Annotated in this window: 20 protein-coding genes and 2 pseudogenes; 13 read left to right on the forward strand and 9 right to left on the reverse strand. The window is 66.0% G+C overall.

Annotated elements, in window-relative coordinates; genetic code table 11:
* Positions 1-139: 139 nt before the first annotated feature.
* The 7 genes from CA234_RS19260 to CA234_RS24465 form a co-directional block, all read right to left on the reverse strand.
* Complete coding sequence (locus tag CA234_RS19260) at positions 140-1,939, reverse strand: HWE histidine kinase domain-containing protein (protein WP_164521876.1); 1,800 nt, start codon at positions 1,937-1,939, stop codon at positions 140-142.
* Between the two features lie 620 nt (positions 1,940-2,559).
* A complete protein-coding gene (locus CA234_RS19265) occupies positions 2,560-3,276 on the reverse strand; it encodes a Crp/Fnr family transcriptional regulator (RefSeq protein WP_126002513.1) in 717 nt (238 codons plus the stop codon).
* Entirely contained in the window at positions 3,273-3,650 is a 378-nt protein-coding gene (locus CA234_RS19270) for a hypothetical protein (RefSeq protein WP_206431247.1), read from the reverse strand. The genes CA234_RS19265 and CA234_RS19270 overlap by 4 nt, the downstream gene beginning before the upstream one ends.
* A gap of 29 nt (positions 3,651-3,679) precedes the next feature.
* On the reverse strand, positions 3,680-4,813 hold the full coding sequence (locus CA234_RS19275) for a PAS domain-containing protein (RefSeq protein ID WP_126002514.1): 1,134 nt from the start codon (positions 4,811-4,813) through the stop codon (positions 3,680-3,682).
* A gap of 124 nt (positions 4,814-4,937) precedes the next feature.
* On the reverse strand, positions 4,938-5,354 hold the full coding sequence (locus tag CA234_RS19280) for a response regulator (RefSeq protein ID WP_126002515.1): 417 nt from the start codon (positions 5,352-5,354) through the stop codon (positions 4,938-4,940).
* A 2-nt stretch (positions 5,355-5,356) separates the two neighbouring features.
* The gene (locus CA234_RS19285; protein WP_126002516.1) at positions 5,357-8,500 is read right to left on the reverse strand and encodes a PAS domain S-box protein; all 3,144 of its coding nucleotides are present in this window, start codon (positions 8,498-8,500) and stop codon (positions 5,357-5,359) included.
* Between the two features lie 182 nt (positions 8,501-8,682).
* Entirely contained in the window at positions 8,683-8,850 is a 168-nt protein-coding gene (locus CA234_RS24465; protein WP_164521877.1) for a hypothetical protein, read from the reverse strand.
* A 259-nt stretch (positions 8,851-9,109) separates the two neighbouring features.
* On the opposite strand from CA234_RS24465, the gene CA234_RS19290 reads away from it, so the two are divergent.
* The 4 genes from CA234_RS19290 to CA234_RS19305 all read left to right on the forward strand — a co-directional run bounded on the left by CA234_RS19290 (position 9,110) and on the right by CA234_RS19305 (position 13,812).
* The gene (locus tag CA234_RS19290) at positions 9,110-9,388 is read left to right on the forward strand and encodes a hypothetical protein (protein ID WP_125977419.1); all 279 of its coding nucleotides are present in this window, start codon (positions 9,110-9,112) and stop codon (positions 9,386-9,388) included.
* Positions 9,389-9,570: 182 nt separating this feature from the next.
* Complete coding sequence (locus CA234_RS19295) at positions 9,571-10,695, forward strand: L,D-transpeptidase family protein (RefSeq protein ID WP_125977420.1); 1,125 nt, start codon at positions 9,571-9,573, stop codon at positions 10,693-10,695.
* A 163-nt stretch (positions 10,696-10,858) separates the two neighbouring features.
* Positions 10,859-13,075, forward strand: a complete 2,217-nt coding sequence (locus CA234_RS19300; protein ID WP_126002517.1) for a hypothetical protein — start codon at positions 10,859-10,861, stop codon at positions 13,073-13,075.
* A gap of 2 nt (positions 13,076-13,077) precedes the next feature.
* On the forward strand, positions 13,078-13,812 hold the full coding sequence (locus CA234_RS19305) for an SDR family oxidoreductase (RefSeq protein WP_126002518.1): 735 nt from the start codon (positions 13,078-13,080) through the stop codon (positions 13,810-13,812).
* A 3-nt stretch (positions 13,813-13,815) separates the two neighbouring features.
* Here CA234_RS19305 and CA234_RS19310 read toward each other — a convergent pair whose 3' ends face one another.
* A complete protein-coding gene (locus tag CA234_RS19310; RefSeq protein ID WP_126002519.1) occupies positions 13,816-15,309 on the reverse strand; it encodes an MFS transporter in 1,494 nt (497 codons plus the stop codon).
* Between the two features lie 155 nt (positions 15,310-15,464).
* Here CA234_RS19310 and CA234_RS19315 point away from each other — a divergent pair, with 155 nt between their 5' ends.
* The 8 genes from CA234_RS19315 to CA234_RS19350 all read left to right on the forward strand — a co-directional run bounded on the left by CA234_RS19315 (position 15,465) and on the right by CA234_RS19350 (position 24,885).
* Positions 15,465-16,322: an MBL fold metallo-hydrolase gene (locus CA234_RS19315; protein ID WP_241213587.1), complete on the forward strand. Its 858-nt coding sequence runs from the start codon at positions 15,465-15,467 to the stop codon at positions 16,320-16,322.
* Entirely contained in the window at positions 16,319-17,329 is a 1,011-nt protein-coding gene (locus CA234_RS19320; protein ID WP_164521878.1) for a patatin-like phospholipase family protein, read from the forward strand. The genes CA234_RS19315 and CA234_RS19320 overlap by 4 nt, the downstream gene beginning before the upstream one ends.
* Positions 17,326-18,378, forward strand: a complete 1,053-nt coding sequence (locus CA234_RS19325) for an alcohol dehydrogenase catalytic domain-containing protein (RefSeq protein ID WP_126002521.1) — start codon at positions 17,326-17,328, stop codon at positions 18,376-18,378. Before CA234_RS19320 ends, CA234_RS19325 begins: the two co-directional genes overlap by 4 nt.
* A 244-nt stretch (positions 18,379-18,622) precedes the next feature.
* Positions 18,623-19,750 carry an SDR family oxidoreductase gene (locus CA234_RS19330; protein WP_126002522.1) on the forward strand — a complete coding sequence of 376 codons (1,128 nt, stop codon included), beginning with the start codon at positions 18,623-18,625 and terminating at the stop codon, positions 19,748-19,750.
* Between the two features lie 16 nt (positions 19,751-19,766).
* Positions 19,767-20,768, forward strand: coding sequence for an SDR family NAD(P)-dependent oxidoreductase (locus CA234_RS19335; RefSeq protein ID WP_164521879.1), 1,002 nt, complete (start codon positions 19,767-19,769; stop codon positions 20,766-20,768).
* A gap of 68 nt (positions 20,769-20,836) precedes the next feature.
* Positions 20,837-22,081, forward strand: a complete 1,245-nt coding sequence (locus CA234_RS19340; protein ID WP_126002523.1) for an NADH-quinone oxidoreductase subunit D — start codon at positions 20,837-20,839, stop codon at positions 22,079-22,081.
* 620 nt (positions 22,082-22,701) lie between these two features.
* Positions 22,702-23,886, forward strand: a complete 1,185-nt coding sequence (locus CA234_RS19345) for an integrase arm-type DNA-binding domain-containing protein (protein WP_126002524.1) — start codon at positions 22,702-22,704, stop codon at positions 23,884-23,886.
* Between the two features lie 330 nt (positions 23,887-24,216).
* Positions 24,217-24,885: an ATP-binding protein gene (locus CA234_RS19350; RefSeq protein ID WP_125977429.1), complete on the forward strand. Its 669-nt coding sequence runs from the start codon at positions 24,217-24,219 to the stop codon at positions 24,883-24,885.
* Here the strand turns inward: CA234_RS19350 and CA234_RS19355 are convergent.
* Positions 24,866-25,177 (reverse strand): annotated as a pseudogene (locus tag CA234_RS19355) (integrase core domain-containing protein); the annotation flags it as partial. The gene CA234_RS19350 and the pseudogene CA234_RS19355 sit on opposite strands and share 20 nt — an antisense overlap.
* A gap of 154 nt (positions 25,178-25,331) precedes the next feature.
* Here CA234_RS19355 and CA234_RS19360 point away from each other — a divergent pair.
* Positions 25,332-25,563, forward strand: a pseudogene (locus CA234_RS19360) (IS110 family transposase); the annotation flags it as partial.

The raw sequence follows: 25,563 nt of genomic DNA on the forward strand, positions 1-25,563 counted from the left end.
ACGAAAAGAGCGGTTCCCTGCGATACCCACCGAAGATCCAGCCAATGCTTGCCGACCCAATGGCGGGCACCAGTCAGCCCTGGTGCCTTCGTCAAGCACGGGCTGCGCCAAAATCAGTGCCGGTGATTAAGCGGCTACGCTAGGATTGCGGCAGCGGCGCATCGATCTCGCAGACGAGGCCCGTGGGACGGAATTCGATCCGAACAGGGCCGCGCAACTCCGCCGACAAGGCACGCTCGATCAGCCGTGATCCAAACCCGCGGTCCGAGGGGGCCACGACCGGCGGCCCACCACATTCGGTCCACGCGATGTTGAGCCGGGGTTCGTCGCCGGATGTGACCGACCACCGCACCAAGATTTCGCCCACCTCGTTCGACAAGGCGCCGTACTTCACTGCGTTCGTGCACAATTCGTGCAGGGCGAGCGTGAGCGATACGGCCATGCGGCCGGGGAGCGCGAGCTCCGGCCCTTCGAGGTGGATGCGCGCACTATCGGCACCGCAGCCGGGTCCAACCGTGTTGCCAACCAGCGCGCGCAGCGAGATGGTCTCCCAGTTCTGCCGCGTGAGCAGATCGTTGGCGGCGGCGACGGCGGCCAGGCGCGCCTCGAAGGTTCGCTTCGCCACCGGATCGGCCTGATTGCCGCGGAAGGTCTGGGCTGCAAGGCTCTGCACGACGGCAAGCGTGTTCTTCACGCGGTGGTTGAGTTCCTGCAGCAGCACCTGCTGGTGCGCTTCCGCCCGCTTGCGCTCGGTGATCTCGAACGACGCGGTTGCAAAGCGCGGCGCATCGATCGGACTGCCGCCGATCGGGCTGATCGTCACCTGAAACCAGCGCGTGCCCGCTTCCGCAACGTGGCGCATCTCCATGCTCTGGGCGACGCCGTTTGCCTCGATCCCCCTCAGCCGGTCGGCCATGGCCTGCGCAGGCGCGCTCGGATCGAGATCTCGTTGCGTCAGACCGGCAACGTCGTCGCGCCCGAACAATGCGGAGAATGCGCGATTTGCGGCGATATAGTGGACCTCGTCTCCCCGACGTTCGACGATCGATGCGAACAGGCCCTCGGTGTCGAAGAATGCGCGAAGCGTGGCTTCGTTTTGCCGCAGGATCTCGGCGCTGCGGCGCTCCGAGACCAGGCTGTCCAATTGCGCGCTACCCCACAACGCGAGCGCGCCCAGCAACACGACCGTGATTGCCGTGGTTAGCGCCAGGCGGAAATCGGATGGGTACAGGCCGGCCTCGGATCCGCGCAGGGCAAGCCCCGCCACAAGGATCGGGATCACCGTCATCAGCGGCAGCAGCAGTCGGGCCGCCGTCGCCCCAACCGAGTTGCCAACGAGGAGGCCGACCCAGCCGCGGCGCGGCCGCAAGGCGAGAACCCCGGTTCCCAGGCCCGCCAGCGCCAGCGAGGTGGGAAGCGCCACCTGGGTGAAGCTGAACGGCCCCTGGAAGGGAGCGACGGCGTAGAGGTGGCTCAGAAAGGCGATCGCCGCCAGCAACAGAACCGCAGACGATGTTGCAGAGAGAAGCAGGCCCGCGATGCGGCCGGCGACCTGCGACAGATACAGACCGGCACCGATCAGCAGGAAGGCGATCGCGGTCGGCATCGCCATGCGGCCCGGATGGGCATAGGGGATCGGCTGGCTGTCGATGGCGGCTGGAAAGAGCCAGCGATCCGTCCCGAGGTCCAGCTCGGCGGCCTGTTGCACCAACGCCTGGAGCGCGATCGCCAGAACGATCGCGCAGAGGATGCGGACGTGCCATCGGTCGGTATGCCGACGCGCAGCCGCAAGGATGCCGGTGCCGGCAAGGACGGCGCAGAGCGCCGTGAGGGGCTGCATCGCGCTGCGCTGGTGAAAGAACTGGGTCAGCGGGTAGGTGCGCGATATCCAGCCGACCAGCACGACGGCGCCGACCGCGATTGCAATGCCGGCGCCCATGCCGGCCAGAACCCTGATCCTCGCCGGCAGATGCCTGGCGGCGGGCTGGCTAGGAAAAGAGCCGCCGCCCTGCGGCAACGTCGAGACATCAGGGCGCGACAGAACGGCACTCCAAGCGAAACCGGGGAGAAATCCCGTCAATGGGAGACGCGCGAGACGACAGAATCGTTGCACCCCGGCATCATCTGGGCGGAGAACTGGCATCGCCCCCGGAAGATGTCCTCCCGCCCCGTCCACGGCAAAGCCCGCTCCCGTTCCGCGCCGGACATGCTGCGGTGCCCAATCTCTCCCTCGCCTCTGCCTCAACGGCACAACGGACCCGCCTTCCGCCAAAGATTGACGGAATCGCCCTGCAGGCTCCGGGGAAGCGGCACGCAGCTCGACGACATTGGGGGGACGGCGAGCACTCGCACGCTCGAGATGCTGTTCGGCCAACGTCTAGTGCGCCTGCACCGCCTCCGGGCAAAGCGAGCGCTGCGCGGGTATCGAGTTCGGCAACCGCACGGACATCATGATAGTCATCGACATTCCGCATGATCGTCTCCGTTTCTCGCGATGACATGCTTGACCGATGGCCGAAGCCATTGCGCTTACCTCGGATAGGGCGTGCGACGAACCGTTCAGACGTCGGCGGACACGCGCGCGGGTGTCCGGCCGATGCGGCGTGCGAGCGCAGCCGGATCCGACAACGTCACCCGGCTTCCGCGCCATTCCAGATCGCCGTCGCGCCGCGCCTGCTGGAGCATGCGGTTGATGTGGACAGGCGTCAGGCCGAGTGCGTCGGCGAGCATCTCCTGCGTCAGCGGCACCTCGAAGCTGCGTCCCTGGATCAGATCCGCGAGCGCCAGCCGTTCGTGGATTTCGAGCATCAGATCACAGATCCGATCGAGCGCATTCAGCCGCCCGAGCCTCGTGATCTGCGCGAGCAGATAGGCCTCTTCCAGCGCGTTGCTCGCCGCATAGGCCTGGTGAAGATCGGACAAGTCGCTGTCGGGCGCGGTGGCGACCTTCACGTCGGTGAGCGTCTGCACCGTGGATACCGCGAGCGGACGATCGTGTCGGCACAGGCCGATCAGGTCCCCCGGCAGCAGGAAGCTCAGGAACTGTCGGCGGCCATCGACCAGGATGCGCACTCGCGCTGCCCAACCGCTGACGAGCAGCATTGGCTCCGGCAAGGCCCGCCCCTCGGTCAGCAATTCGCGCCGCATCGACACCCGCCGCGAGTCCCGCACCGCCGCTTCGACCATGGCGCGCGCCGCTTCCCCCAGCGGTGCTATGCGGGACAGGCGATGGAGCGCAGGCGGCTCCGTCGCGGATAGGGGCGTCGCGAACATCATGGACATGGGGCATCTCCCAGAAGCGCGCGGAGGTGCGCAGTCAGCGTACGGAGCTGAATGGGTTTGGTGAGCCGGGGTGCATCCTGAAGCGCCTCCGGCAGTGCCCAGGAATCGTAGCCGGTCAGCAGCAGGTACGGCACGCCGCGCCGTGTGAGCGATTCAGCGATCGCGTAGGAGAAGCCGCCCTCCACATGGACGTCGAGCACCGCGGCATCGAGCTGCTCACAATCGGCGAGCGCCAAACCTTGGTCCAGCTGGGGGACGGGGCCGACGACATCGGCCCCCGCATCGGTGATCGCCCGCGCCACGTCGGTCGCGATGAAATACTCGTCCTCCACCACCAGAACGCGCAGGCCGGAAAGCGAAGTATCCATGTGCAAGGGGCTTTCCATCGCGCGCCAGATCACGCCGGGATGCCCGGCAACGGCAGGGAAATCGTGCAGCGCGCACCACCGCCCGTGAAGACGAGCTCCGTATCGGCGCCCAGCCGGTACGGAAGGCCTTCACGGATGAATTCACTTCCAAATCCTTGATGTACGGGAAGTACTTCTACGATGGGAACACCCTGTTCCCGCCATGTAAGTATGAGTTGCGGGTCGTAACTATATCGCAGGTTAACTGCCCAGGAAATTTCTATGCGCGCATTCGGAAACTTGAGCGCACCATATTTGACGGCATTGGTGGTCAATTCGTGAAGCGCGAGGCCGATGATTTCCGCGCTCTTGGAATCGAGCGCCACATCGGGGCCCTCCAACGTGACCCGCGGATCGGTGGCGAAGCCGGCGGCGAGCAGTTCCTCGCGCAGCAGATTCTCCAGATCGAGTGTCGTGCCGGGGTTGCGTGTGGCGATCACATGGGTGCGGGCCAGCGCGTCCAGACGCCCCGTGAAGTGCAGCGCGATATCGTCGATCGCCCCCCCTGCCTCGACCGTGCGCGCGAAGATCGAGCGGACGACGGCGAGGATATTGCGCACCCGGTGCTGCAACTCGCCGATCAGCATGCTCCGGGATGCCTCCGCGTTCCGGCGGTCGGTGATGTCGATCATCGCGCCGATCATGCGGACCGGCTTTCGCACACGATCATAGGAGAAGCTGCCCCGCCCCAGCGTCCAGAGGATCGTGCCGTCGGGGCGTAGGATGCGATATTCGTGACGGTACTTGCCGTCGCCGTTCAACGCGGCGCGGATCGCCGCTTCGGTGCCGTCGCGATCCTCGGGGTGCAGGCGGTCCGCCCAGGCGTGGTAATTGGGCTCCACCGCGCCGACCGGATAGCCGAGCATCCGGTAGTTCTCGTCGCTCCAGTGCATTTCGCCGGTGTCGAGATTCCACTCCCACAAGGCGAGCTGCCCGGCTTCCACCGCGCTCCGCAGGCGCTCCTCGCTTTCGCGCTGCGCCGCGAGTTCCACCTCCGCCTGCTGGACGATCCGCTCGCCGCTCGCACCCGACCGCGCCAGCCCCCGCAATCGCGCGACGGCGGGACTGCCGGAAATCAGCCCTTCCGCGATGCCGTCTTCAACTACCGGAACTTGCTGCTGCATCGGCAAAAGCCCCCAGACTGGGCGAGAGACCTGCGCGATAGTGACCAGGCCCCGGCGCCCTGTCCTTAACGTTTCTTAGGTTCGGGCCCGCTTCCCCGCGCATTGGCCGCGATGTTGTGGCGCTTTACCGGTTCGGGGTCGGTACCCGCATCACCGTGCCGTCCTCTGACCGATCCAAGCGCATTGCAGAGATCGCTTGCTGCAAGCGCCGCAGGTCGACCGGCTTTTCGCAGCGAAGGACCGCACGAAAGGAGGGCGGCAGCGCGCTAGCGTCATAGCCCGTGGTAAAGACGAACGGAATGCCGCGCGTCTGCAGCAGCTCGGCGGCGGGAAACACCATCTCGCCACCCAGATTCACGTCGACCACGGCGCAATCGATCCGCGCCTCGGCACGAATGAGGTCGATCGCGTGCTGCACCGTGCCGACCGGCCCCAGCACCGTCGCCCCCGCGTCGCGCAGCGCATCCGCCAGTTCGTCCGCCAGCAGGAACTCGTCCTCGATCACGAGCACGCGGCAGCCGTGGAGAGGAGCATCGACCATGCTCAGCTTTCCCTGGCCGGCTTGGAGGATACCGGCATCAGGATGGTGCAGTGAACCCCGTCCGCGCCCAGCGTGTAGCTGGTTCGCGCGCCGAGCTGATAGGGCAAGGCGCGCTCTATCAACTCGCGCCCCTGCCCGCCGCCGCGCGCCCCCGATGCCGGCGGCGGCATGTCGACGCCGGTCTCGCGCCAGTCGATGTGCAGCCAGGGCCGCCCGCTCGCCGCATCCTGAGCCATTCGCCAGGTCACGGTGAGGCATCCGCCAGCCTGACCGAGGGCGCCGTATTTGACGGCGTTGGTCGCCAGTTCGTGGAGCGCGAGCGCCAGCGTCTGCACGGTCGAGGAGCGCAGGCGCACGCCCTTGGGGCCTTCCAGCCGGATGCCGTCCCGGTTGCCACCCATCGCCGCCAGCTCCGTCTCGATCAGTTCGTCGAACGTCACCCGGTCATGCTCGTTCAGACGGGAGAGCAGCCCCTGCACCCGCGCCAGTGCCTCCAGCCTATCGCCGAAGCGGCCACGGAACTGGTCGAAGTCGCCGCTCGCCCGCGCCGTCTTGTCGGCCATGGATCGCACCACGCCCATCAGGTTGCGGGTGCGGTGCTGGAGTTCGGCGATGAGGACCTGCTGCCGCTCCTCCCATTCGCGCCGTTCGGTCGTGTCCACCATCGCCCCGATCATGCGCACGGCGTTGCCCTGCTCGTCGTAGAAGAACCGCCCCCTGCCCGAGAGCCAGTGTACCGAACCGTCGGGATGCACCGCGCGAAACTCCCTGGTGAACTCCTGCTTCTGTTCGCGCGCGTCCTGCAGCGCCGCTTCGGTTTCGGCGCGATCCTCGGGATGGACGCGCGATGCCCATGCCTCGTAGCTCGGTGTCACTTCGCCGACGGCATATCCCTCCATGCGGAAATGCTCGTCGGACCAATGCACCTCGCCGGAGGCCACGTTCCAGTCCCAAAGCCCGAGCCGCCCCACGTCGACGGCGGCGCGCAGCCGCTCCTCGCTCGCGGACAGTGCCTGCTGCACGCGTCGTGCCTCGGTCACGTCCTGGCCGATCTTGATGAACTCGCGGATCTCTCCGTCCGCCCCGAACAGCGGCTGGGTCGAGCCGTCGATGAAGATTCGGGTGCCGCCCTTGTGGAGGTGCCAGCGGACATTGGGGGCCACCCCGTCGCATGCCGCGACTGCGCGCTCCCATTCCGGCGCGCCGTCCGCCACGTCTTCGGGCACGAAGGTCCGATCCACCGACTGGCCGATCATCTCTTCCTCGGACCAGCCATAGACGGCAACGGCGCCCGCCGGCCAGGAAGTGATCCTCCCCGCGCGATCCATGGTGAAGATGGCATAGTCGCGGACCGATTGGACGAGCAGGCGAAAGCGTTCCTCGCTCGCCCGAAGCTGCGCCTGCGCCACCTGATCGCGCAGGCGCAGGAGATCGGCCTGCGCCGCTTTCCACTCGGAAATGTCGGTCGTGGTCGTCGCGACGCCGTCGCCCAACTTGACCGCCGACTGGTAGAACCAGCCGTCGAACTGCTCGTGCACATAATGGCGTTCGGCGCGCTCGGATATGCCGGTCTCGGTTACACGCCGGAACGCGTCGAAAATTCCTTCCACCTGAACGCCGGGGTTGCGCTCGACCAGCCTCTCGCCAATGACCGGGCCGAACCGTCGCTCGGCCTCGGGGTTGATCAGCACCCAGCGGAAATCGACGATGGCGCCGGTCGCGTCCCGCTCGGCCTCGAAAACCTGGATGAGGTCGGTCGAGGCGTCCATCGTCGCCTGCAGCAGGTCGCGGCTCGCCTGGAGCTCCGCGGTGCGTTGCCGGACCTGTTGTTCGAGCGCGGTGCGGTAGCGGGCGAGTTCCTGTTCGGCCACCACCTGCTCGGTCACGTCGAAGGTCACGCCATTGATGATCCACGGGCGTTCGAGATCCGCCTTGCCGCGCAGTTGCACCCAACGCCCGGCATTGCGACCGTGCGAGACCTGCATGCGCGTGCCGAAGGATTCGCCCGGGATAACCTGCTCCGCCGTCCCGCTTTCCAGCCAGGCCAGGCCTTCGGCATCCATCATGCCGGCATAAAGCGCCACAGCATGGGGCTGCTGTGTGGCGAAGACGCCCCACAGCTTCTGGACCACGGCGTCGGCATGCACCGTGTGCGCCCGCGTGTCCCACCGCCACGCACCCATGCCGCCGCTTTCCAGAGCCAACCCGCGCAACGTCTCGCTTTCGCGCAGCGCCAGTTCCGCCTCGTGACGGGGCGTGGCGTCGAGCACAAGCGAGTAATAGCCGGCGACCGATCCGTCCTCGCGTATGTCCGGCACGAACTCGGATTGTACGTGCCGCGTGCCGCCCAGCTTGAATGCGACCTCGGCCTCGAACCGGTGGCGCTTGCCCGAGAGCGCGACCTCCGCGTGCGGAAGGAGGCGATCGAACGCGGCTTCTCCAAGCACCTCGCGCAAATGTCGGCCGAGGATCGTTCCGGTCGGCAGCCCGAACCATTCCTCGTAGCGGCGATTGGCGAAGCGGTAGCAAAATGTCTTGTCGATATAGGCGATCAGGCCGGGCATGGCGTCCGTCACCAGCTGCAGCCGCTCCTCGCGCTCGCGCACGCCCATCAGCGCCTGCTCGCGCTCCGCCGCGACCCGCAGACGATCGATTACCGGGCCCAGCACCATTGCATAGGTCTTGAGAAACTGGATGCTCCGGTCGTCGAACGCGCGCGGTTCGCGGGCATCGACCTGCAGCAGGCCCCACGGCCTGCGCCCGGGCAGCAGAATCGGCACGTTCACAAGCGCGCACACGCCATGGTCGCGCAGGAAGGGCGGGAAGACGAACCGCGCCTCGTCGACGATGTCGTTGGTGATCACCGGCCCAGCCTGCGCGATTGCAAAGGCTTCGGAGGAGCGATCGTCCAACCGCACGCGCGCCGCGCCGACGACGCCTGCGCGCCAGCCAATGCCGGCGCGCACGAACGCCGTCTCGGCATCATGCTCGATCTCCATGACCTTTGCCAGATCGGTGCCGAGCGCCTGGGCGATCAGGCGGCACCCTTCGGTCAGGATCTGGTCGAGGTCTTCATGATCGAGCACGAAGTCGCCAAACTCGGCCAGCGCCTGCTGACGTCGCATCAGCTCTTCGAGGTCATCCATAGGAGCAGAACGCCTCAATACCGTGTTGGTGCTAGGAACCGCATCGAATTTTCGTCGTGCCGAGAGCCGCCTCGACTAGCCCCGCCTGCTCGTCGACTGGATCGTTGCAAATCTCGAAAGATATCGCACGCCCTCCTATGACAATGTGTCCGCACGTACAGCCTGCCACGACCAGGTCACGCCTAGTTCTTGTTCTTGCCGCCGACCTTGTCGGGCGATTTCTTGGTCGCCGTGGACTTGGCACCCGAGCGTGAGCCGCCGCCCCGGCCTGTACCCGTACTTCCACGCGCGCCGTCGCCGCCCTTGGCCGTGACCGCTCCCGGATTTCCGCCCGCACCCTTCTGCGCCATGTCGAACGCCTCCTCTGATGGACCTTCAACCCGGCCGGCACAAAGGCGTTCCTCACCATTTCAGTGACTTAGATCAACCAAGGCGCTTCGAACTTCAGCCGGCAAGCCAGCTGGCGACAAGCGCAGCAGGCTTGCCGCAATCGGCGCCTCAACCTGCCGATCAACAAAGTTTAGTGACATATTTCAGGCAGTTATTTCAGGAACACAGCTGCCTCCACTTCAGTTCTATTTGCGCCAATCAACGGATGGAGAGTGGCGTATGTTGAAACGACTTGCAACAGCAGGTGCGGTGGCCGCACTTGCCGCGGGCGGCCTTGCGGTGGCCCAGACGGGATCGAGTAGCGGCGGCAGCTCCGGCAGCACCAGCCAGACGGGCGCGACCGGGTCCGGCGGCACGGGCAGCGGCGCCTATGGCACGACGGGAAGCGGAACGTCCGGCAGCGGCGGCGCCAACAGCGGCGGGGCCGGCTATGGCACCACCGGCAGTGGCGCGAGCGGCGCTGCAGGCGGCGGCGCGGCCGCCGGGGAACGCGGCTGACGACAGACTTCCACGCTTCTCCCCCCGCCCCTCGCCCCCGGGACGGTAGCGGAGACGATCCGGCCAGGCGACGCCGCCTGGCCGGATCCCTTTTGCTCTGCGCGGTTGCTGCCGCGGAGCTTTGGGGGAGCACCGGGCTCCATGCCCCGCATGCAACCGCCCATGCCGGCATCCCGGCGGGCATGGCCGAGGCGCTGCGCCTGCACCCGGCCCTTGCTCCTGCCTATGCCGAAGCCGGATATCGGCCGCTCTGGACCAGCGGCGGCCAGCCGACCCCCGCGTCGCGTACCCTGATCGGCCTGCTGGCGGAGCGCGATCGAGCGATCCCCAACTCCGCGCACTACGACCTGCCCCGGCTGCAGGCGCTCGCCGCGGCAAGTCCCGCGCAAGCGGGCTTGTTCGATGTGGCGCTGTCGCAAGCGCTGGCCGCCTTCGTGGCCGATACGGCGCAGCCCAGCCCTGGGCACCGCCTCTACTATGTCGATGCCGAACTGGCACCGCCCACCTCGCCGGCAGCCGTGCTGCACGCAGCCAGACAGGCGCCGTCGCCGGAACGCTATCTGGCAGGGCTGCAGGCCCGACACCCCTTCTACACCCGGCTCGACCAGGCAGTCGCAGCGTCCGGTGCCGCCTCGACGCCCGGACTCCGCGCGAGCCTGGATGCGGCGCGGGCGCTTCCCGGCGACGGCCGCCGGCATATCGTCGTCAACATCGCCTCGGCCGAGCTGTGGATGTTCGATGCCGGCGGCCGGATCGCGGACCATATGCGCGTGATCGTCGGCAAGCCGGGCATGGCCACGCCGCCGATGGCGGGGCTGATCCGCTATGCTGTGCGCACCCCCTATTGGAACCTGCCGCCCGACCTCGCTCGCGAACGCGCCCGCAAGATCGTGGCGGGCGATGCCGACCTGCTCACCCGCGAGCGGATCGAGCTTCTCTCCGCCGCGGGCGCAGATACCCGCCCCATCGATCCCGCCTCCGTCGACTGGCAGGCGGTTGCGGCCGGAGCCCGCACGATCCGGATGCGCCAGTTGCCGGGTCCCGACAACATGATGGGCCAGATCAAGTTCATGCTGCCTAATCGGCTCGGCATCTATCTGCACGACACGCCGATGAAGGCGGCATTCGCGCATGCGGACCGCCGTGCCAGCTCCGGCTGCGTGCGCCTGGAGGATGCGGAGCGCCTCGCCCACTGGCTGTTCGACGGCCACCCGCCCGCCGGAAACGGCACCGCCGAGCAGCGCTTCGACCTGCCGCGCCCGGTGCCGGTATACATCGTCAACCTCCCCGCCCTGTCGGCGGGCTAAGCACTTCGCGTGACACCCAAAGGGGCCGAACGTGCCGCCGCCTCCCCGCCGCAGGCAACGCCGGCAAAAACAGCCTAGCCTGGATCAGGCAATGCCCTGTTTCCCGGAACCCGCGCCCTCCCCGATCCTTTGCCCTTGATCTGCAATTGCACAGGAGAGTCACATGCCGGATGCGGCGATCCTCCATACCCCCGGCAGTCCCTATCTGCTCACGCTGCGGGACGCCCTGCGCGCGACAGAAGCGTGCATCGCAGCGTTCGAGATCGGCGGGCTGCAGGTGGAGATTCTGGCTACCAGCGATTCCGTCTTCGCCATTATCCGTCGCGAGGGCGCGGGCGGCCTTGCCGTCCGTGCAGCATTCATCCCCGCCCCCTTCGACTGCGTTGCCGCCCGCAAGGCGCCGGAAGAGGCGGCGCGGCTGCGCGTGACGAGCCGGCTGGGCGAACATGTCATTGCGTTCGTCGCCGCGCAGGACGCGCTGGAGCAGATCCGGATCGTCACCCGCTTTACCCCGGCCGTGGCGACGGTGCTGCCGTTCGTGCCCCGCGATCTCTATCCGCTGGGTGGCCGCGACGATCCCCTGCGCGCGGAAGGCACCGTGGAGGCGTCGCAGCGGGGGATCAACACCGGGCTGCTCTATTTCCGCATCGACGAACCGGCCTTCGGCAACGTCCTCTACGTCCAGAACCTGACCGCCTCCAACGACTATTTCCGTACGACCGGCACCAAGCCACGCGAGGTGGTGGGCGGTGCCTGGCCCGAACTCGGCTACAAGCTGCCGGTCCCGTCCGAGGACGCAGACCCGGCCGAGGTGGCGCTGGCCGCCGGCGAGACGGTCACGCTGTCGGACATGATCCTGGTGCTCCGCCACGAAGCGCCGCCGCACGAGCGGGAATCGGCGAGGCAGTTCCTCCAGATGCTGGCCACGGCCTACAGGATGCTCGAGCCCCCGCCAGTCGCATATCGCGATTGGGTGGCGCGCGCCGAACGGTCGCTGCGTGACCTGGAAGAGGCGCCCGAAGCGACCGTCCGCCATTATGGTCATCGCTACGTCCACCCGTACACCGCCGCCGAATATCCGGACATCATGGTGCAGATGTCGGTGATTGCCGCCCTGCACGACTGGGGCAATTGGCGCGGCGAGCCGCATCCGCTGGAGGCGGAGCTCAAGGGCGGCCTCCGCAAATTCTACGATCCGGACCTCAAGACGCTGCGGCGCTATCTGCCCAATGTCGGCAAGGACAAGGACGCCGACGCCGTCGACAGCTGGTATCTCTACCACCCGCTGGTGAACCTCGGGTTCCTTGCCCTCGATGGCGATGCGGAGGCGCGCGAGCTGTTCGTCGCATCGCTCGACTATGGCATCCGCGCCGCCCGGCATTTCGACTATCGCTGGCCGATCCAGTACGATGTCACCGATTTCAGCGTGATCACCGCCGAAGCTCCGGCCGATGGTCGCGGCCAGACCGACGTCGGCGGCATCTATGCCTGGGTGATGCTGCAGGCGTATGAACTGACCGACGAGACGCAGTATCTGGACGAGGCGCGCGCGGCGATCGACGCGGCGATGGGGCTGCGGTTCGACATCAACTATCAGGCCAACCTCACCGCCTGGGGCGCGGCGGCGTGCATGCGACTGTGGCGCATCACCAATCGCGACGTCTATCTGCAGCAGAGCTATGTCTATCTCGCCAGCTTCCTGCACAATGCGGTGATCTGGGACAGCCAGATCGGCCATGCGGCATCGTACGAGACCTTTCTGGCCGTCACATGCCTGCAGGACGCGCCCTACATGGCGATGTACGAGTGCTTCGACAGCTTCGTGGCGTTCGCCCATTATCTCGACGATGGCGGGCCCGAGCTCGAACCCGAAGCACGAATGCTGATCGGCGAATATTGCAAATACGTGCTCTCGCGCGCCTGGTATTATTATCCCGACGCGCTGCCCGACGACGCCATCGCCGAGAAACAGCGCGAGGCGAACGGCCATATCGATCGCACGCTCTCCTTCCCGCTGGAGGATCTGTACCCGGACGGACAGCAGGCGGGTCAGGTAGGGCAGGAAGTCTATGGCGCCGGTGCCGCCTTCATCTTCGCGTCGCGCGCGTTCCATCGCATCGACGGGGCGCCGTTCCTGCTGTTCTGCGATTCCCTGGTCCGCGCTTTGGAGCGGACCGGCGACAAGGCGCTCACGCTCCAGCTTGACGCCGGGGAGACCGCCACCGCCAACGTGCGGCTGGTCCGGCTGAAGCGCCGCACGCTGCCCAAGAGCAGCCTCACCACCGCCGGCGGCGACGCGATCCGCCCGAGCGGTACGTCCGACGATCGCACCGACTATGTCGTGCCGGCGAACGGCCGGCTGATCCTCATCTGGGAATGATCATGGCGCTTGAAACAACAGCACTCACCGGCAAACGCATCGTCCTCACCGGCGGGACCACCGGCATCGGCCGGGCGACGCTCGCCCTGCTTTCCTCCGAAGGTGCCCGGTTGCTCACCTTCGGGCGGCATCGCGAACCGCTGGACGATGCGCTCGCGCTGACCCAAGGGCGCGCAACCGGCATCGTCGCCGACGCGGCGACCCAGGAGGGTGTCGACAGCGTCTTCGCGGCCGCCGATGCGGAACTGGGCGGCGTCGACATGCTGGTGACCTGCGCGGCGCTCGGCGCGCAGCCGATCCACGAAATGGCCGATGCGGACTGGCGCTATGTGATCGACACCAACCTGACCGGCACGCTCGCCTGCGCCAAGGCGGCGATCGCGCGCATGGAGCGGCAGGGCGGCGGGCACCTGTTGTTCGTCGGCTCGATCAGCACCGAGATCAAGGCCAAGGGCGAGAGCGTCTATGCGGCGACCAAGGCCGGCATCCAGGCCTTCGCCGAGACGCTGCGCAAGGAAGTCGCGAAGAAGAACATCAAGGTCAGCGTGATCCAGCCAGGTTCGGTCGACACCGACATGCAGGAATGCAGCGAAGAGGACAAGGTCGAGGCGGTCGCGAAGGCCGAGATGCTGCATGCCGGGGAAATCGCCGAGGCGATCCGCTTCGTGCTCACCCGCAGTGCTGCGAGCGACGTGGTCAACCTGCGGATCGAGCCGCTGGTCCAGAAGACCAGCTGAGCGCTACGATCGTTCCGTGCGCCGCTGCCGCATCCGCGCGCGGGCATCGCGAAGCAGCGCGGCGGGCAGATCGGTGGTCGAGCGCAGGCCTGCGACGCTCGAGATGTTGCGGATCGTGCGGCGGGTCTCGTTGAGCAGCTGCCCCACCATCTCGCGCCGCTCGATCTCGCCATGCTCCTCCACCAGCGACAGGCGGTGGATCGCATAGAGGCCGATCACCCCCGCGGTCAGGAAGTAGAAGTCCCAGCGCGTCAGCACGAAGGGCAGCGCGAACACGCCGTTGGGGCTGCTCCAGCGCACCAGCAGCTCGAACTGGCGCGCGGCGAAGAAGTCGGCGAGCAGCCCGCCCAGGATCGGCGCCAGACCCGCCGCAGCGGCGGTCACGATTGCGTTGGTCGCCACATAGGCGGTGGCGGCGCCCTTAGGCGAGAGCTTGAGCGCGATATTGGTGTTGGCCAGCGTCACCCCGGCGATCGTCGCACCCATCAGCAGGTGCAGGCCGACCAGCCACAACTTGACCAGGTCACGGTCCGCGAATTGCGAGGCGCCCGCCATCGCCACGATCGCCAGGATATAGGCGGGTGCGCACACCGCCAGCACCGACTTGTTGGCGAAGCGGTCGCTCAGCGTGCCCCAGAGGCGGAGCGCTAGGATGTTGGCGATCTGGCTGGCGACGCTCAGCACCATCACGAAGCTGATGTTGAAGTGGAGCTGGCGGACGATGAACACGGTGAAGAAGGGCGTCGCGAAGTTGATCGCGAACTGCCAGCTGGCGACGAACACCAGCAGCCGCCGGAAATTGCCGTCGCGTAAAGGACGGCGGAGCAGCTCGACAAGGTCGACCGGCCCCGGCGCGGGCGGCATCAGCGGCTCGGGCATGCCGGCGACGACCCGCGCGCTGATCAGGCCGGTGATGCACCCTGCTGCGAACATGCCGGCGAAGACCAGGTCGCGGTCGAACGATCCTGGCGCCGTCCAGTCCAGCGCGAGCGCGGCGGCGAGGCCCAGCAACAGGCTGATCGCGGTCAGCCACACCGTCCGCTTGGCGAAGACGGTGCCGAGCCGGTCCTCGGGTGCGAGATCGCGCATCCAGGCGTTCCAGGCGCAGGATCCGATTGCGCCCAGCCCGCACAGCACCAGCTGCGCCGCGAGAAAGGCGAGCAGCGGCAAGGTCCCGCTGAAGAAGGCGAGCAGCGCCATGATCGCCAGCATCAGGCGGCCGAGCAGGCTGGTGAACACCGCGATCCGCTTGCGCGCCCGCATCCGCTCGACCAGCCCGATCGCCGGCAGCTGGAGCAGCTGCGCGAGAAACGGCGCGCTGGCCAGGATACCGACCATCGCGTTCGACGCGCCGAGATGCAGCGCAAAGGCAGTGAGGATCACCCCCGTAGTCAGCGCTGCGGTGCCGCCCGAGAAGATCGCCTCGGTGACGAGCAGCCGCAGCCCGCGCTCGCGGTCCTCCGACGACACTTCCGGTTGCGGCTGCAGGCTGATCATCGCGCGGCAACGTGCGGCAGCCGCCCGGGTGCCCCAAACCGCACCCGTCCGCCAACATAAGTTACCGAGAAATATGGATTAAAGCCTGAATGCCGCGGGACGATGTCGGCGCTCGTCGGTTGGGAAGGCCATACAGCCCGGTGCTTTCGAGGAGCATGATGCGCATCCACCATCTCAACTGCGGCACCGATTGCCCGCTGGGCGGTGCGCTGTTCGACGGTCGCTCAATCGCGCCGCTCGGCCGGCTGGTTTGCCACTGCCTGCTGATCGAGACGGACGCGCACGGCCTGGTCCTGGTCGACACCGGCTACGGCCTGCGCGACGTCGCCCATCCGCATGGGCCCGGCGTACCGCGGATTACCCGCGCCTGGCGTGCGATGCTCAACATCCGCCTGCACGAGGCGGAGACCGCGATCCGCCAGATCGAGGCGCTCGGCTTCCGCGCGGACGACGTGCGCCACATCGTCGTCACCCATCTCGATTTCGACCATGCCGGGGGGCTGGAGGATTTCCCCAACGCGATCGTCCATGTGATGCAGCGCGAATATGACGACGCCACCGGACCGCATGCGGGAATGGTTGCGCGTAATCGCTGGCGGCTGCCGCAACTGGACGGCGTCCAGCAATGGCGCGGCTATGGCGCGCGCGGCGAGCGCTGGTTCGGCTTCGATGCGGTCCGTGACCTGGAGGGGCTGGCGCCCGAGATCCTGCTCGTGCCGTTGCCCGGCCACACCTGGGGCCATGCCGGCGTGGCGATCCGCCGCGACGATGGCCGCTGGCTGCTCCATGCGGGCGACGCCTATTTCTATCGCGGCGAGATGCGCCAGGCGCGGCGGCGCTGCACGCCCGGATTGCGCGCCTATCAGCGGCTGATGGAAGTCGATGCCGACAGCCGGATGGACAACCAGGCGCGGCTGCGGCGCCTCTCGATCGAAGGCCGGGAGGATGTTTCGATCGCCTGCGCGCACGACGCGGTCGAGCTGGAGCAATGCCAGGCGGGGCAGCCGCTTTGACGGCGAGGGACGATCTCCGCATCGTGCTGGTGCTGGCAGGCGGCAACGCGCTGGGCGCCTATCAGGCGGGCGTCATTCAGGCGCTGCACGAGGGCGGCATCGCACCGGAGTGGATCATTGGCACCTCGGCCGGGGCGATTAACGGCGCGATCTTGGCCGGCAACACGCCGGATGTCGCGCTGGCGAAGCTCGCCGCCTTCTGGCGATCGGACGGTTTCGACTGGTGGCAGGCCTGGCCCGAGACCTGGCGCCGGACGATCGAGACGAGCGCCACGCTGCTCGGCGGCAGGCCAGGTCTTTTCGGCCCGCTCGGTACTGCGCTGTTCGCCGGGCCTACTCCGGCGCTGTACGACACCGGCCCGCTCGGGGCGACGCTGGAATTCTCCATCGACTTCGCGCGACTGAACGCCGGCGTGCCGCGTTTCACGGCCGTCGCGGTCGATCTGGAGAGCGGCGCGGAAATGACCTTCGACTCCCGCGAGCGCACGATCGGCGCCGAACATATCCGCGCGAGTGCGGCACTGCCGCCGGCCTTTCCGGCCGTTGCGGTGGAGGGGCGGCTCTATGTGGATGGCGGCCTTTCCGCCAACCTGCCGCTCGATCCTGCGCTGTCGACGCCTTCGCAACGCCCCACGCTGTGCATCGCCGTCGACCTGCTGCCGATGCGCAGCGGCCGACCCGATACGCTGGGCGCGATGGCGGCGCGCGCGCAGGATCTGACCTTCGCCAGCCAGACGCGACGCACGATCGCCCGCTGGCAGGCGCACTATGCCACCGATCCCGCCTTTCGCGGCTGCTCGGTCACGCTGGCGCAGCTGCTCTATGCCAATCAGCAGCGCGAAGTGGCCGGCAAGGCGATGGATTTCTCGCCCGCCTCGGTGCGCCAGCGCTGGGAACACGGGCTTCGCGAGGGCAAGCAACTCGTCCGCCGCCTGGAGAGGGGCACGCTGCAGCTGGGCGCGGCGGGACTCCATGTCGCCCCCGTTCAATCGGAGAACGCTCCATGAAGGCCGCGCTGAAGACTGCCGACGGACGCTTCTCCGTCGAGGAGGTGGAGGAACCAAGCCTGCCCGCCCCCGACTGGGTGAAGGCGCGCGTCCGGATGGCCGGGATCTGCGGAACCGACCTGCGGCACTGGGAGAAACCCGACCAGCATCTGCGCTGCTGCATCATGGGCCACGAACTCGCCGGCGAGGTGGTGGAAATCGGCGCGGACGTAACCCGCGTCCGCCCCGGCGACCGGGTGCTGATCGAGTCCGTGCTCGGCTGCGGCCATTGCGACTGGTGTCGGGTGCAGCAGTACAACCGTTGCCCCGATCTCTATCCCACCCGCCGCGCCAGCGTCTCGCGCGCCTATGCCGAGTTCGTGATCGGTCCCCAGCACAAGATGCACAAGCTGCCCGACGCGATTGGTTTTGACGACGCAGCCCTGCTCGACACCTATGCCGTCTGCCTGCATGCGCAGCATCTTTCGGGCCTGGCGATCAACGCCAAGGTCGCAGTCATCGGCGCCGGGCCGATCGGCCTCGGGCAACTGATGCTCGCCAAGGCGAGCGGCGCCGACGTGCTATCGATCGATCCCGTGCCCCATGCCCGCGCGCTGGCGCAGGACCTCGGCGCCGATCAGGTGGCCCCGCCCGAGGAGGGCGCGCCCGAGGCCGCGATCCTGGCGATGACCGATGGGCGCGGCGCGGACATCGTCTTCGAATGCTCGGGTGGCGAGACCATGCCGCAGACCCTGCCGCTCGCGACACGGCTGGTGCGGCGGGGTGGGAAGGTCGTCATCGTCGGTGGGTTCGATGCAGGAGACATTGCCATCCCGCTCGAATGGCAGCGCATCCAGATGTCGGAGATCACATTGATCCCAAGCGCCAGCTTCGCCTTCCACGATCTCTATGCAGAGCAGGCCGAAGTGATCGAACTCCTCGCGCGCGGCAAGTTGCAGACCCAGAAGCTGATCAGCCACCGCTTCCCGCTGGAGCGGATCAACGAAGCGTTCGAGGCGGCGAAGGAAAAGGCCCGTACCGGCGCCACCTTTGTCGGTCTGTGCATGTAATCGCCAACGCGGCTCCGTCCATTCCATCGCCCCCCTGCAAATACCAATGCGAGGGCGAAGACGCGCCTGCGTTCAGCAGCATGCCAATGAGCAACATCGCGGTGATGGCGCACGAATACAGGACCGGCGTCCACGCTTCTTTTCACGGAGCGCTTGTGAACTCTTGCTCCCGCCCTTCGTTGGACCATCAATCTTAAATACAACAATATCAACTGCTTAAATAACACACATCAGGAGCCTTGGCATGACCCCCAAGTTAAAGCCGCTTGCCGAGCAGACGATTGTCATCACCGGCGCCAGCAGCGGGATCGGCCTGGTCACGGCGCGCTTAGCGGCACAGGCGGGCGCGGCCGTCGTCGTGGCAGCGCGGAACGGGGCCGCGCTGGGAAACCTGGTGCACGCGATTCGCGGAGAGGGCGGCCGTGCCGCCCATGTCGTCTGCGATGTCGGGCGCGAGGCGGATATCGCGCGGGTGGTCGAGACCGCCGTCCGTGAATTCGGCGGGTTCGACACCTGGATCAACAATGCCGGCATCTCGATCTTCGGTCGATTGTGGGAAGTGCCGATGGACGATTGGCACCGGATGTTCGACACCGTCTATTGGGGCACGGTCCATGGGTCGCTCGCGGCGGTGCGCCACTATCGCGACCGCGTTGTGCCGGGCGCGATCGTCAATATCGGCAGCTTCTTCGGCGACAAGGCGCCGGCGGTGCAGAGCAGCTATGCCTCGGCCAAGTTCGCGGTGCACGGCTTCACCGGATCGCTGCGGCAGGAGGTCGAGAGCGAAGGCTGGCCGATGTCGATCTCGCTGATTCATCCCGGCCGCATCGACACACCGTATAACGAGCATGCCGGCAACTACATGCCGATGCAGCCGGTGCATCGCGGCATGATCTACCCGCCCGAAGCGGTGGCGGAGGCGATCCTGTGGTGCGCGACGCACCCGAAGCGCGACATGTTCGTCGGCAGCCAGGCCAAGTTCGCCGCGATGATGGGCGCCGTGGCGCCGCGGTTGACCGACCGGATCCTGGAAGTTCTGATGTATACCGGCCAGCAGTCGCGCACCCGCAAGGTCGATGGCGACCACGAACGGGCGCTGTACGAGGCTGGCTATGGCGGTCACGAACGCGGTACGCACGAGCCGCACTGGCTGCGCGGCGGCAGCCTCTATGTGAAGGCTACCAAGCGCCCCGCGCTGACGGCGGCGGCAATCCTGGGCGCCGGTGCGCTTGCTGTCGCCCTGGCGCGCCGTGGCGGCGCCGGCGCCACTTATGGACCTGCGGCACCGCCCGTGCCGGGGCAGGACAGGCCGGCGCCGGAGGCAGACCCCAGCTTCGGTGTCGCCGAAGTCGCCCTTCCCGTCGAGGCTTGAGACGGTGCGTGTCGGCATGCTGGCGCCCCTGTTGCTGCTGGCAACGGCGTTGCCGGGCTGCGCCGTCTCCACCCATGTCTCGCGGCACGATCTGAACCGCGTCGCGGGGCAAACCTATGTCGTGACCGGCGCCTCCAGCGGCTTCGGTCGTGGCCTGGCGCTGCGCGTGGGCGAACTGCGCGGCAATGTCGTCCTCGCCGCACGCCGCGCCGATGCGCTCGAGGAAGTGGCCGCACGGGTCCGCGCATCGGGTGGGCAGGCGCTGGTGGTGCCTACCGATGTCTCCGATCCCGCGCAGGTCGAAGCGCTGGCGGAAGCCGCCACCCGCCACTTCGGCCGGATCGACGTTTGGATGAACATCGCCGGGGTGGGCGCCAACGGCCGGTTCTGGGAGATGCCGGTGGCCGATCAAGCGCGGATCGTGGACGTCAACCTCAAGGGCGCGCTCTATGGCAGCCAAGCGGCACTCCGCCGCTTCGTGGCGCAGGGCCAGGGCACACTGGTCAACATGGGATCGGTGGAGAGCGAGGTGCCCCTCGCCTATCACGCCACCTATGCCGCGACCAAGGCCGGCATCCTCGCGCTGGGGCGCGCGCTCAACGAGGAGATCCGCCACGCCGGTGGCGGCCGCACCATCCGGGTGGCGACGGTGATGCCCTGGGCGGTCGACACCCCCTTCTTCCAGCACGAAGCCAATTACAGCGGCACCGCCGACCGGATGGCGATGATGGACGGACCGGAGAAGGTCGTTCGCGCGCTGGTCTGGGTGTCGCTGCACCCGCGCGAGGAACTCCCGGTCGGAGCCAAGGCGCAGATGGCGTCGAGCGCGCACCACCTGTTCCCCGATATGACCGAGCGCATCTCCGCCAACATCCACCGCGCCGAGATGCGCAAGGGCACGCCGCAACCGCCGACCGCCGGCAACGTCCATCGGCCGATGGCCGAGGGCCGCGCGGTCGAAGGCGGCGTACGCGCACGGATGAAGGCAGAAGACGCCGCGCGGACTCCGCCGCGCTGACCGCGCAGCCGGAACCACCGGCGTGCGCACATTGGATCGCAGGCCGGTCCCGGTACAGGAGTATGCACATGGTCGAAGAAAGACGCCCGTCGCCAGCGCGCTATCAAGAGGATTCCGTCGCTCCCGAGCATTATCGCGATCACACGATCGAGACCTTTACCGTGAATTTCGGGCCGCAGCACCCGGCCGCGCACGGCGTGCTCCGCCTCGTCCTCGAGCTCGACGGCGAGGTCGTCGAGCGCGTGGACCCGCATGTCGGGCTGCTCCATCGCGGCACCGAGAAATTCTGCGAGTACAAGACCTATCTCCAGTCGATCCCCTATTTCGACCGGCTCGATTACTGCTCGCCCATGTGCATGGAGCATACCTATGTTCTGGCGATCGAGAAGCTGCTCGACCTGGAGGTGCCGCTGCGCGGCCAGTATCTCCGCGTCCTGTTCGCCGAGCTGACGCGGATCAAGAACCACCTGCTCAATATCGGCAGCCACATCATGGATGTCGGCGCGATGACCCCGAACCTCTGGCTGTTCGAGCTGCGCGAAGACTGCATGAACTTCTACGAACGCGCGTCCGGCGCGCGCATGCACGCCAATTATTTTCGCCCCGGCGGTGTTCGGCAGGACGTCCCCCTGAAGCTGCTCACCGACATCGCGCACTGGCTCGATCATCGCTTCAAGACGTTGTTCGAGGATGCGGTGGCGCTGTTCGCCGAGAACCGGATCTTCAAGCAGCGTAACGTCGATATCGGCGTCGTCTCGCAGCAGGACGCGATCCGCTGGGGTTTTTCGGGGCCGTGCCCGCGCGCCAGCGGCGTGCCCTGGGACCTGCGCCGCGCCCAGCCCTATGACGTGTACGACCGCATGGACTTCGAGATCCCCGTCGGCACCCGCGGCGATTGCTATGACCGCATCATGGTGCGCGTCGAGGAGGTCCGCCAGTCCGCGCGGATCATGCACCAGTGCATCCGGGACATGCCCGAAGGGCCGGTCGCCGTGCTCGACCACAAGGTCACACCGCCGCGCCGGGGCGAGATGAAGCAGTCGATGGAAGCGTTGATCCACCACTTCAAGCTGTTCACCGAGGGATTCCACGTGCCGGCCGGCGAAGTCTATGTCGCGACGGAGGCGCCCAAGGGCGAGTTCGGCGTCTATCTGATCAGCGACGGGACCAACAAGCCCTATCGCGTGAAGATCCGCCCCACCGGGTTCAGCCATCTGCAGGCGATGGACATGATGACCGCCGGCCATATGCTTGCGGACGTGACCGCGGTGCTGGGCTCGATCGACATCGTGTTCGGAGAGGTCGACCGTTAATGGTGTTTCGCCAACAACTGCTCGCGTGCTCGCGCGATGCCAGAGAGCCTGATGGGCTTCATCCCTGATGACCGCTCTCGAAAAGCGATTCGGAGCCTCTCGAAGGCAGGTGGGCGCTCCGCCAGGAAAGCACTGAACCTCGCATCGTCATGCCGCCCTGCTGCCGCCAGTTGTATTACGACACACCTGCAACAAATATGAGATTGTTACAAATAATTTCTTGATAGATCCCATAATATTTTTTGCCTAAAGGCATTTTTTGTTGGCACCCGATCCGCGCAAATCACAGTTTCTTGGGAATCCATACTGTTGCTATAGGCCTCATATGAACTCACATTTATGCTTCGAACCCCATTTATAATTAGGAAGTGGGGCCTTGCAGGTGGGGCTCAGTTTCCGCTGCGGCGCGGTAACTAATTAATTTATAAATCTATTTTTTAGCCGTTCGATTCCTGCAACCCCACCTTTCCACAGATATTCAAGGGCATCCAAAACTGGCGGATTTGCGTGGGTTTTGGCGGTATCTGATCCACCCAAATCCGGGTCGATCCATTGGAACCCGCGGCCCTTGGCGGTATATTTGACGGTATCAGCACTGCACCAGCGGAGGAGATACCGTCATGCTCACCGATGCAGCCGTCCGTCGAATCAAACCGCGGGACAAAGCGTTCAAGACTCAGGACATGCACGGCATGTACCTCCTCGTTCAGCCTGGCGGTGGTCGGTACTGGCGATGGGACTATCGTCATGACGGCAAGCGCGGCACGGTGGCGCTGGGCGTATATCCTAACGTCTCCCTGAAGGAAGCGCGCGAGCGCCGAGAGAACGCTCGGAAACTGCTCGAGAAGGGCATTAACCCCTCCTCCTACGGCAAACTGACGCGCGGCGTGGGCAGCATTTCGGCCGGAGATACGTTCGCCACCGTCGCCGACGAATGGCTGAAGAAGATCGAGGCGGAAGGGCGAGCGGCGACGACCCTCGAAAAGCTCCGCTGGCTGATCGCGTTCGCCAACCCGCTGATCGGCACTCGACCGATCGGCGACATCAGCGCACCAGAGCTGCTCACCGTATTGAGGACCGTGGAGATTCGGGGCCGCTATGAGACGGCACGACGCCTCCGCAGCACCTGTAGCAGCGTAATTCGCTACGCGATCGCCACCGGACGGGCGCAGAGAGATGTGACCGCCGATCTCCAGGGCGCCCTGATCACGCCCAAGGTCAAACATCATGCCGCGATCATCGAACCCGACAAGGTCGGCGCACTCTTGCGCGCCATAGACGGGTACGAAGGTCAGCCATCAGTTGCCCTGGCGCTTCGGATGGCCCCGCACGTCTTTGCGCGTCCGGGCGAACTGCGCGCTGCTGAGTGGGCAGAGTTCGACCTGTCAGCGAAGGTCTGGACCATCCCCGGCGAGAAGATGAAGATGGGCCGCCCGCATCGGGTCCCCCTTTCCAAGCAGGTGCTTGCGCTCCTAGCGGAGCTTCGGGAGATGAGCGGCAGGTCGAAGCTTCTGTTTCCAAGCGTCCGGTCAGACGCTCGCCCGATTTCCGACAATACCATCAACGCCGCCCTGCGCCGGCTTGGGTACGACAAGACGCAGATGACGGGCCATGGCTTCCGCGCGATGGCCAGCAGCCTTCTCAACGAAAGCAGGGAATGGCACCCCGATGCGATCGAACGGCAGCTCGCGCATGTAGAGAGAAATGACGTGCGTCGAGCCTATCTCCGCGGCGAGCATTGGGACGAGCGCGTTCGGATGATGCAATACTGGTCAGATTATCTCGAGCGCTTGAAGGCAAGCTAGGACACTAAAAAGTCGAAGCTCACATCACCTGTTGCTGACGATTAAACGGCCATATCGCTCCGAAGGCAGAGGCCACAGGTTCGAATACCGCCTGGTCCGCCATTTTTCAATGGCTTAGCTGGCTCAGCACCAAACTTGTCAAATATACGTCAAATATACGGGCCCGGATCCCCGCGGTTATGGGCGCACACCTCTGTCCGAATCTGAGCGGCTGCGGCCTAGAAAGCTCTCAGATTCCTCAGGGAGAGTGGGGTGAGAGGCGCCAGATGATGAGCTGCCAGAGGTGGTACGCCAGGCGATTCACGCGCCAGAAGCGAATTAATCTCATCGATGGACGGCTTAGCCTATTTCAGATCCTCGGGACGGCGGGCAGTGCCCATCGCTTGCAGTATCTTCCATATTCGGCTTGAACGGGCAGTAAATTCTTGGGGCAAGATCGAGATGAGTGGTGTTAATATCCTACGGGCTGTAGAGAATATCCGGTCCGGGACGACCGTATATACTCCCGTCATAGAACTCATCGTCAATGCCATACAGGCAATCCGGCTGAGCAAGGCCAAAGGCAGCCTAGTCGACGTAATGATCCTCCGCAGCCGCCAGACAGATCTTGAGGACGGAATCGGCGAGGTCGATGGATTTATCGTGTCTGATGACGGGATCGGGTTCAACGAGCAGCACAGGAACTCCTTCGACACTATTTACTCAGCGCTGAAAGCGAAGGATGGTGGTAAGGGCTTCGGGCGATTTACCTGCTTGAAATATTTTGAGAACCTCTCTGTGCAGAGCGTCTTCTTCGAAGATGGTCGGTTTCGGGCGCGCAGCTTTAACATGGGAACAGCGACCGACATCATCGTCAACGAGGACGTGAGCGATACCGAGGCAACCGCTACCGGTTCGCAGGTGCGTATTGACGGCATTAAGCGCACCAGGTTTCCCGACAAGGGGATTGACACGATTTCCCGTGACCTGCTCCCCGTTTTCAGGCCGCCGATAAGTTAGCTTCGGTGTCCCTATGCCCTTGGCGGGGGCGGCTCGTAAACTCGGCGGGTGCCAATCCGCCAAGGCTGCTGTGTGGACGCACGGTGTTGTAGTCCGTCCGCCATGCCTCGATGATCCGTCTTGCTGCGGCCAGCGATGGGAACAGGTGCTCGTTCAGGCACTCGTCGCGCAAGCGACCATTAAAGCTTTCGACGAAGCCGTTCTGCTGCGGCTTGCCCGGCGCGATGTAATGCCACTCGACCCCGGTGTCCTGGCACCAGGCAAGGACGGCGTGACTGGTCAATTCGGTACCGTAGCACATTGGGAAGCGCTGGTTCGGGAGCCGCTATGGCCCTGATGAAGACAAGGCCGCGTAGCGGCCGCAGACTTCATCAGGGCAAGCCATGGCCGGTCAGCAGGTATCTAAAGTGAGGTTGTCGAGACAACACTTTGGAGGCCGACCGACCATGACCAAGCTCACCTCTACGCCTGCCGGCGCCGTGCTGGTAGCCATCGACATGTCCAAGAGCCGACAGGAGGTTCTCATCGAGCGACCGGAAGGCGGCCGGCGCCGGCGGATGACCGTCATGGCGACCAGGCAGGACTATGACGGCTTTGCCGAGCAACTCGCTGCTATCGGGCGCCCTATCATCGTCGGGTTCGAGGCGACGGGTAATTACCATCGTACGCTGGCGCTGG

This window comes from Sphingomonas sp. ABOLE (genome assembly GCF_003950455.1).
GTDB lineage: Bacteria > Pseudomonadota > Alphaproteobacteria > Sphingomonadales > Sphingomonadaceae > Sphingomonas > Sphingomonas trueperi.

Bases quoted from the DNA above. Each gene is read 5' to 3' on its own strand.
- CA234_RS19335 (WP_164521879.1), top strand. From the start codon at position 19,767: ATGCTGGCGCCCCTGTTGCTGCTGGCAACGGCGTTGCCGGGCTGCGCC.
- CA234_RS19330 (WP_126002522.1), top strand. From the start codon at position 18,623: ATGACCCCCAAGTTAAAGCCGCTTGCCGAGCAGACGATTGTCATCACC.
- CA234_RS19270 (WP_206431247.1), bottom strand. From the start codon at position 3,650: ATGGATACTTCGCTTTCCGGCCTGCGCGTTCTGGTGGTGGAGGACGAG.
- CA234_RS19290 (WP_125977419.1), top strand. From the start codon at position 9,110: ATGTTGAAACGACTTGCAACAGCAGGTGCGGTGGCCGCACTTGCCGCG.
- CA234_RS19310 (WP_126002519.1), bottom strand. From the start codon at position 15,309: ATGATCAGCCTGCAGCCGCAACCGGAAGTGTCGTCGGAGGACCGCGAG.
- CA234_RS19350 (WP_125977429.1), top strand. From the start codon at position 24,217: ATGGACGGCTTAGCCTATTTCAGATCCTCGGGACGGCGGGCAGTGCCC.
- CA234_RS19275 (WP_126002514.1), bottom strand. From the start codon at position 4,813: ATGCAGCAGCAAGTTCCGGTAGTTGAAGACGGCATCGCGGAAGGGCTG.
- CA234_RS19345 (WP_126002524.1), top strand. From the start codon at position 22,702: ATGCTCACCGATGCAGCCGTCCGTCGAATCAAACCGCGGGACAAAGCG.
- CA234_RS19285 (WP_126002516.1), bottom strand. From the start codon at position 8,500: ATGGATGACCTCGAAGAGCTGATGCGACGTCAGCAGGCGCTGGCCGAG.
- CA234_RS19295 (WP_125977420.1), top strand. From the start codon at position 9,571: ATGGCCGAGGCGCTGCGCCTGCACCCGGCCCTTGCTCCTGCCTATGCC.
- CA234_RS19305 (WP_126002518.1), top strand. From the start codon at position 13,078: ATGGCGCTTGAAACAACAGCACTCACCGGCAAACGCATCGTCCTCACC.
- CA234_RS24465 (WP_164521877.1), bottom strand. From the start codon at position 8,850: ATGGCGCAGAAGGGTGCGGGCGGAAATCCGGGAGCGGTCACGGCCAAG.
- CA234_RS19280 (WP_126002515.1), bottom strand. From the start codon at position 5,354: ATGGTCGATGCTCCTCTCCACGGCTGCCGCGTGCTCGTGATCGAGGAC.
- CA234_RS19315 (WP_241213587.1), top strand. From the start codon at position 15,465: ATGATGCGCATCCACCATCTCAACTGCGGCACCGATTGCCCGCTGGGC.
- CA234_RS19300 (WP_126002517.1), top strand. From the start codon at position 10,859: ATGCCGGATGCGGCGATCCTCCATACCCCCGGCAGTCCCTATCTGCTC.
- CA234_RS19265 (WP_126002513.1), bottom strand. From the start codon at position 3,276: ATGATGTTCGCGACGCCCCTATCCGCGACGGAGCCGCCTGCGCTCCAT.
- CA234_RS19340 (WP_126002523.1), top strand. From the start codon at position 20,837: ATGGTCGAAGAAAGACGCCCGTCGCCAGCGCGCTATCAAGAGGATTCC.
- CA234_RS19325 (WP_126002521.1), top strand. From the start codon at position 17,326: ATGAAGGCCGCGCTGAAGACTGCCGACGGACGCTTCTCCGTCGAGGAG.
- CA234_RS19260 (WP_164521876.1), bottom strand. From the start codon at position 1,939: ATGGGCGCCGGCATTGCAATCGCGGTCGGCGCCGTCGTGCTGGTCGGC.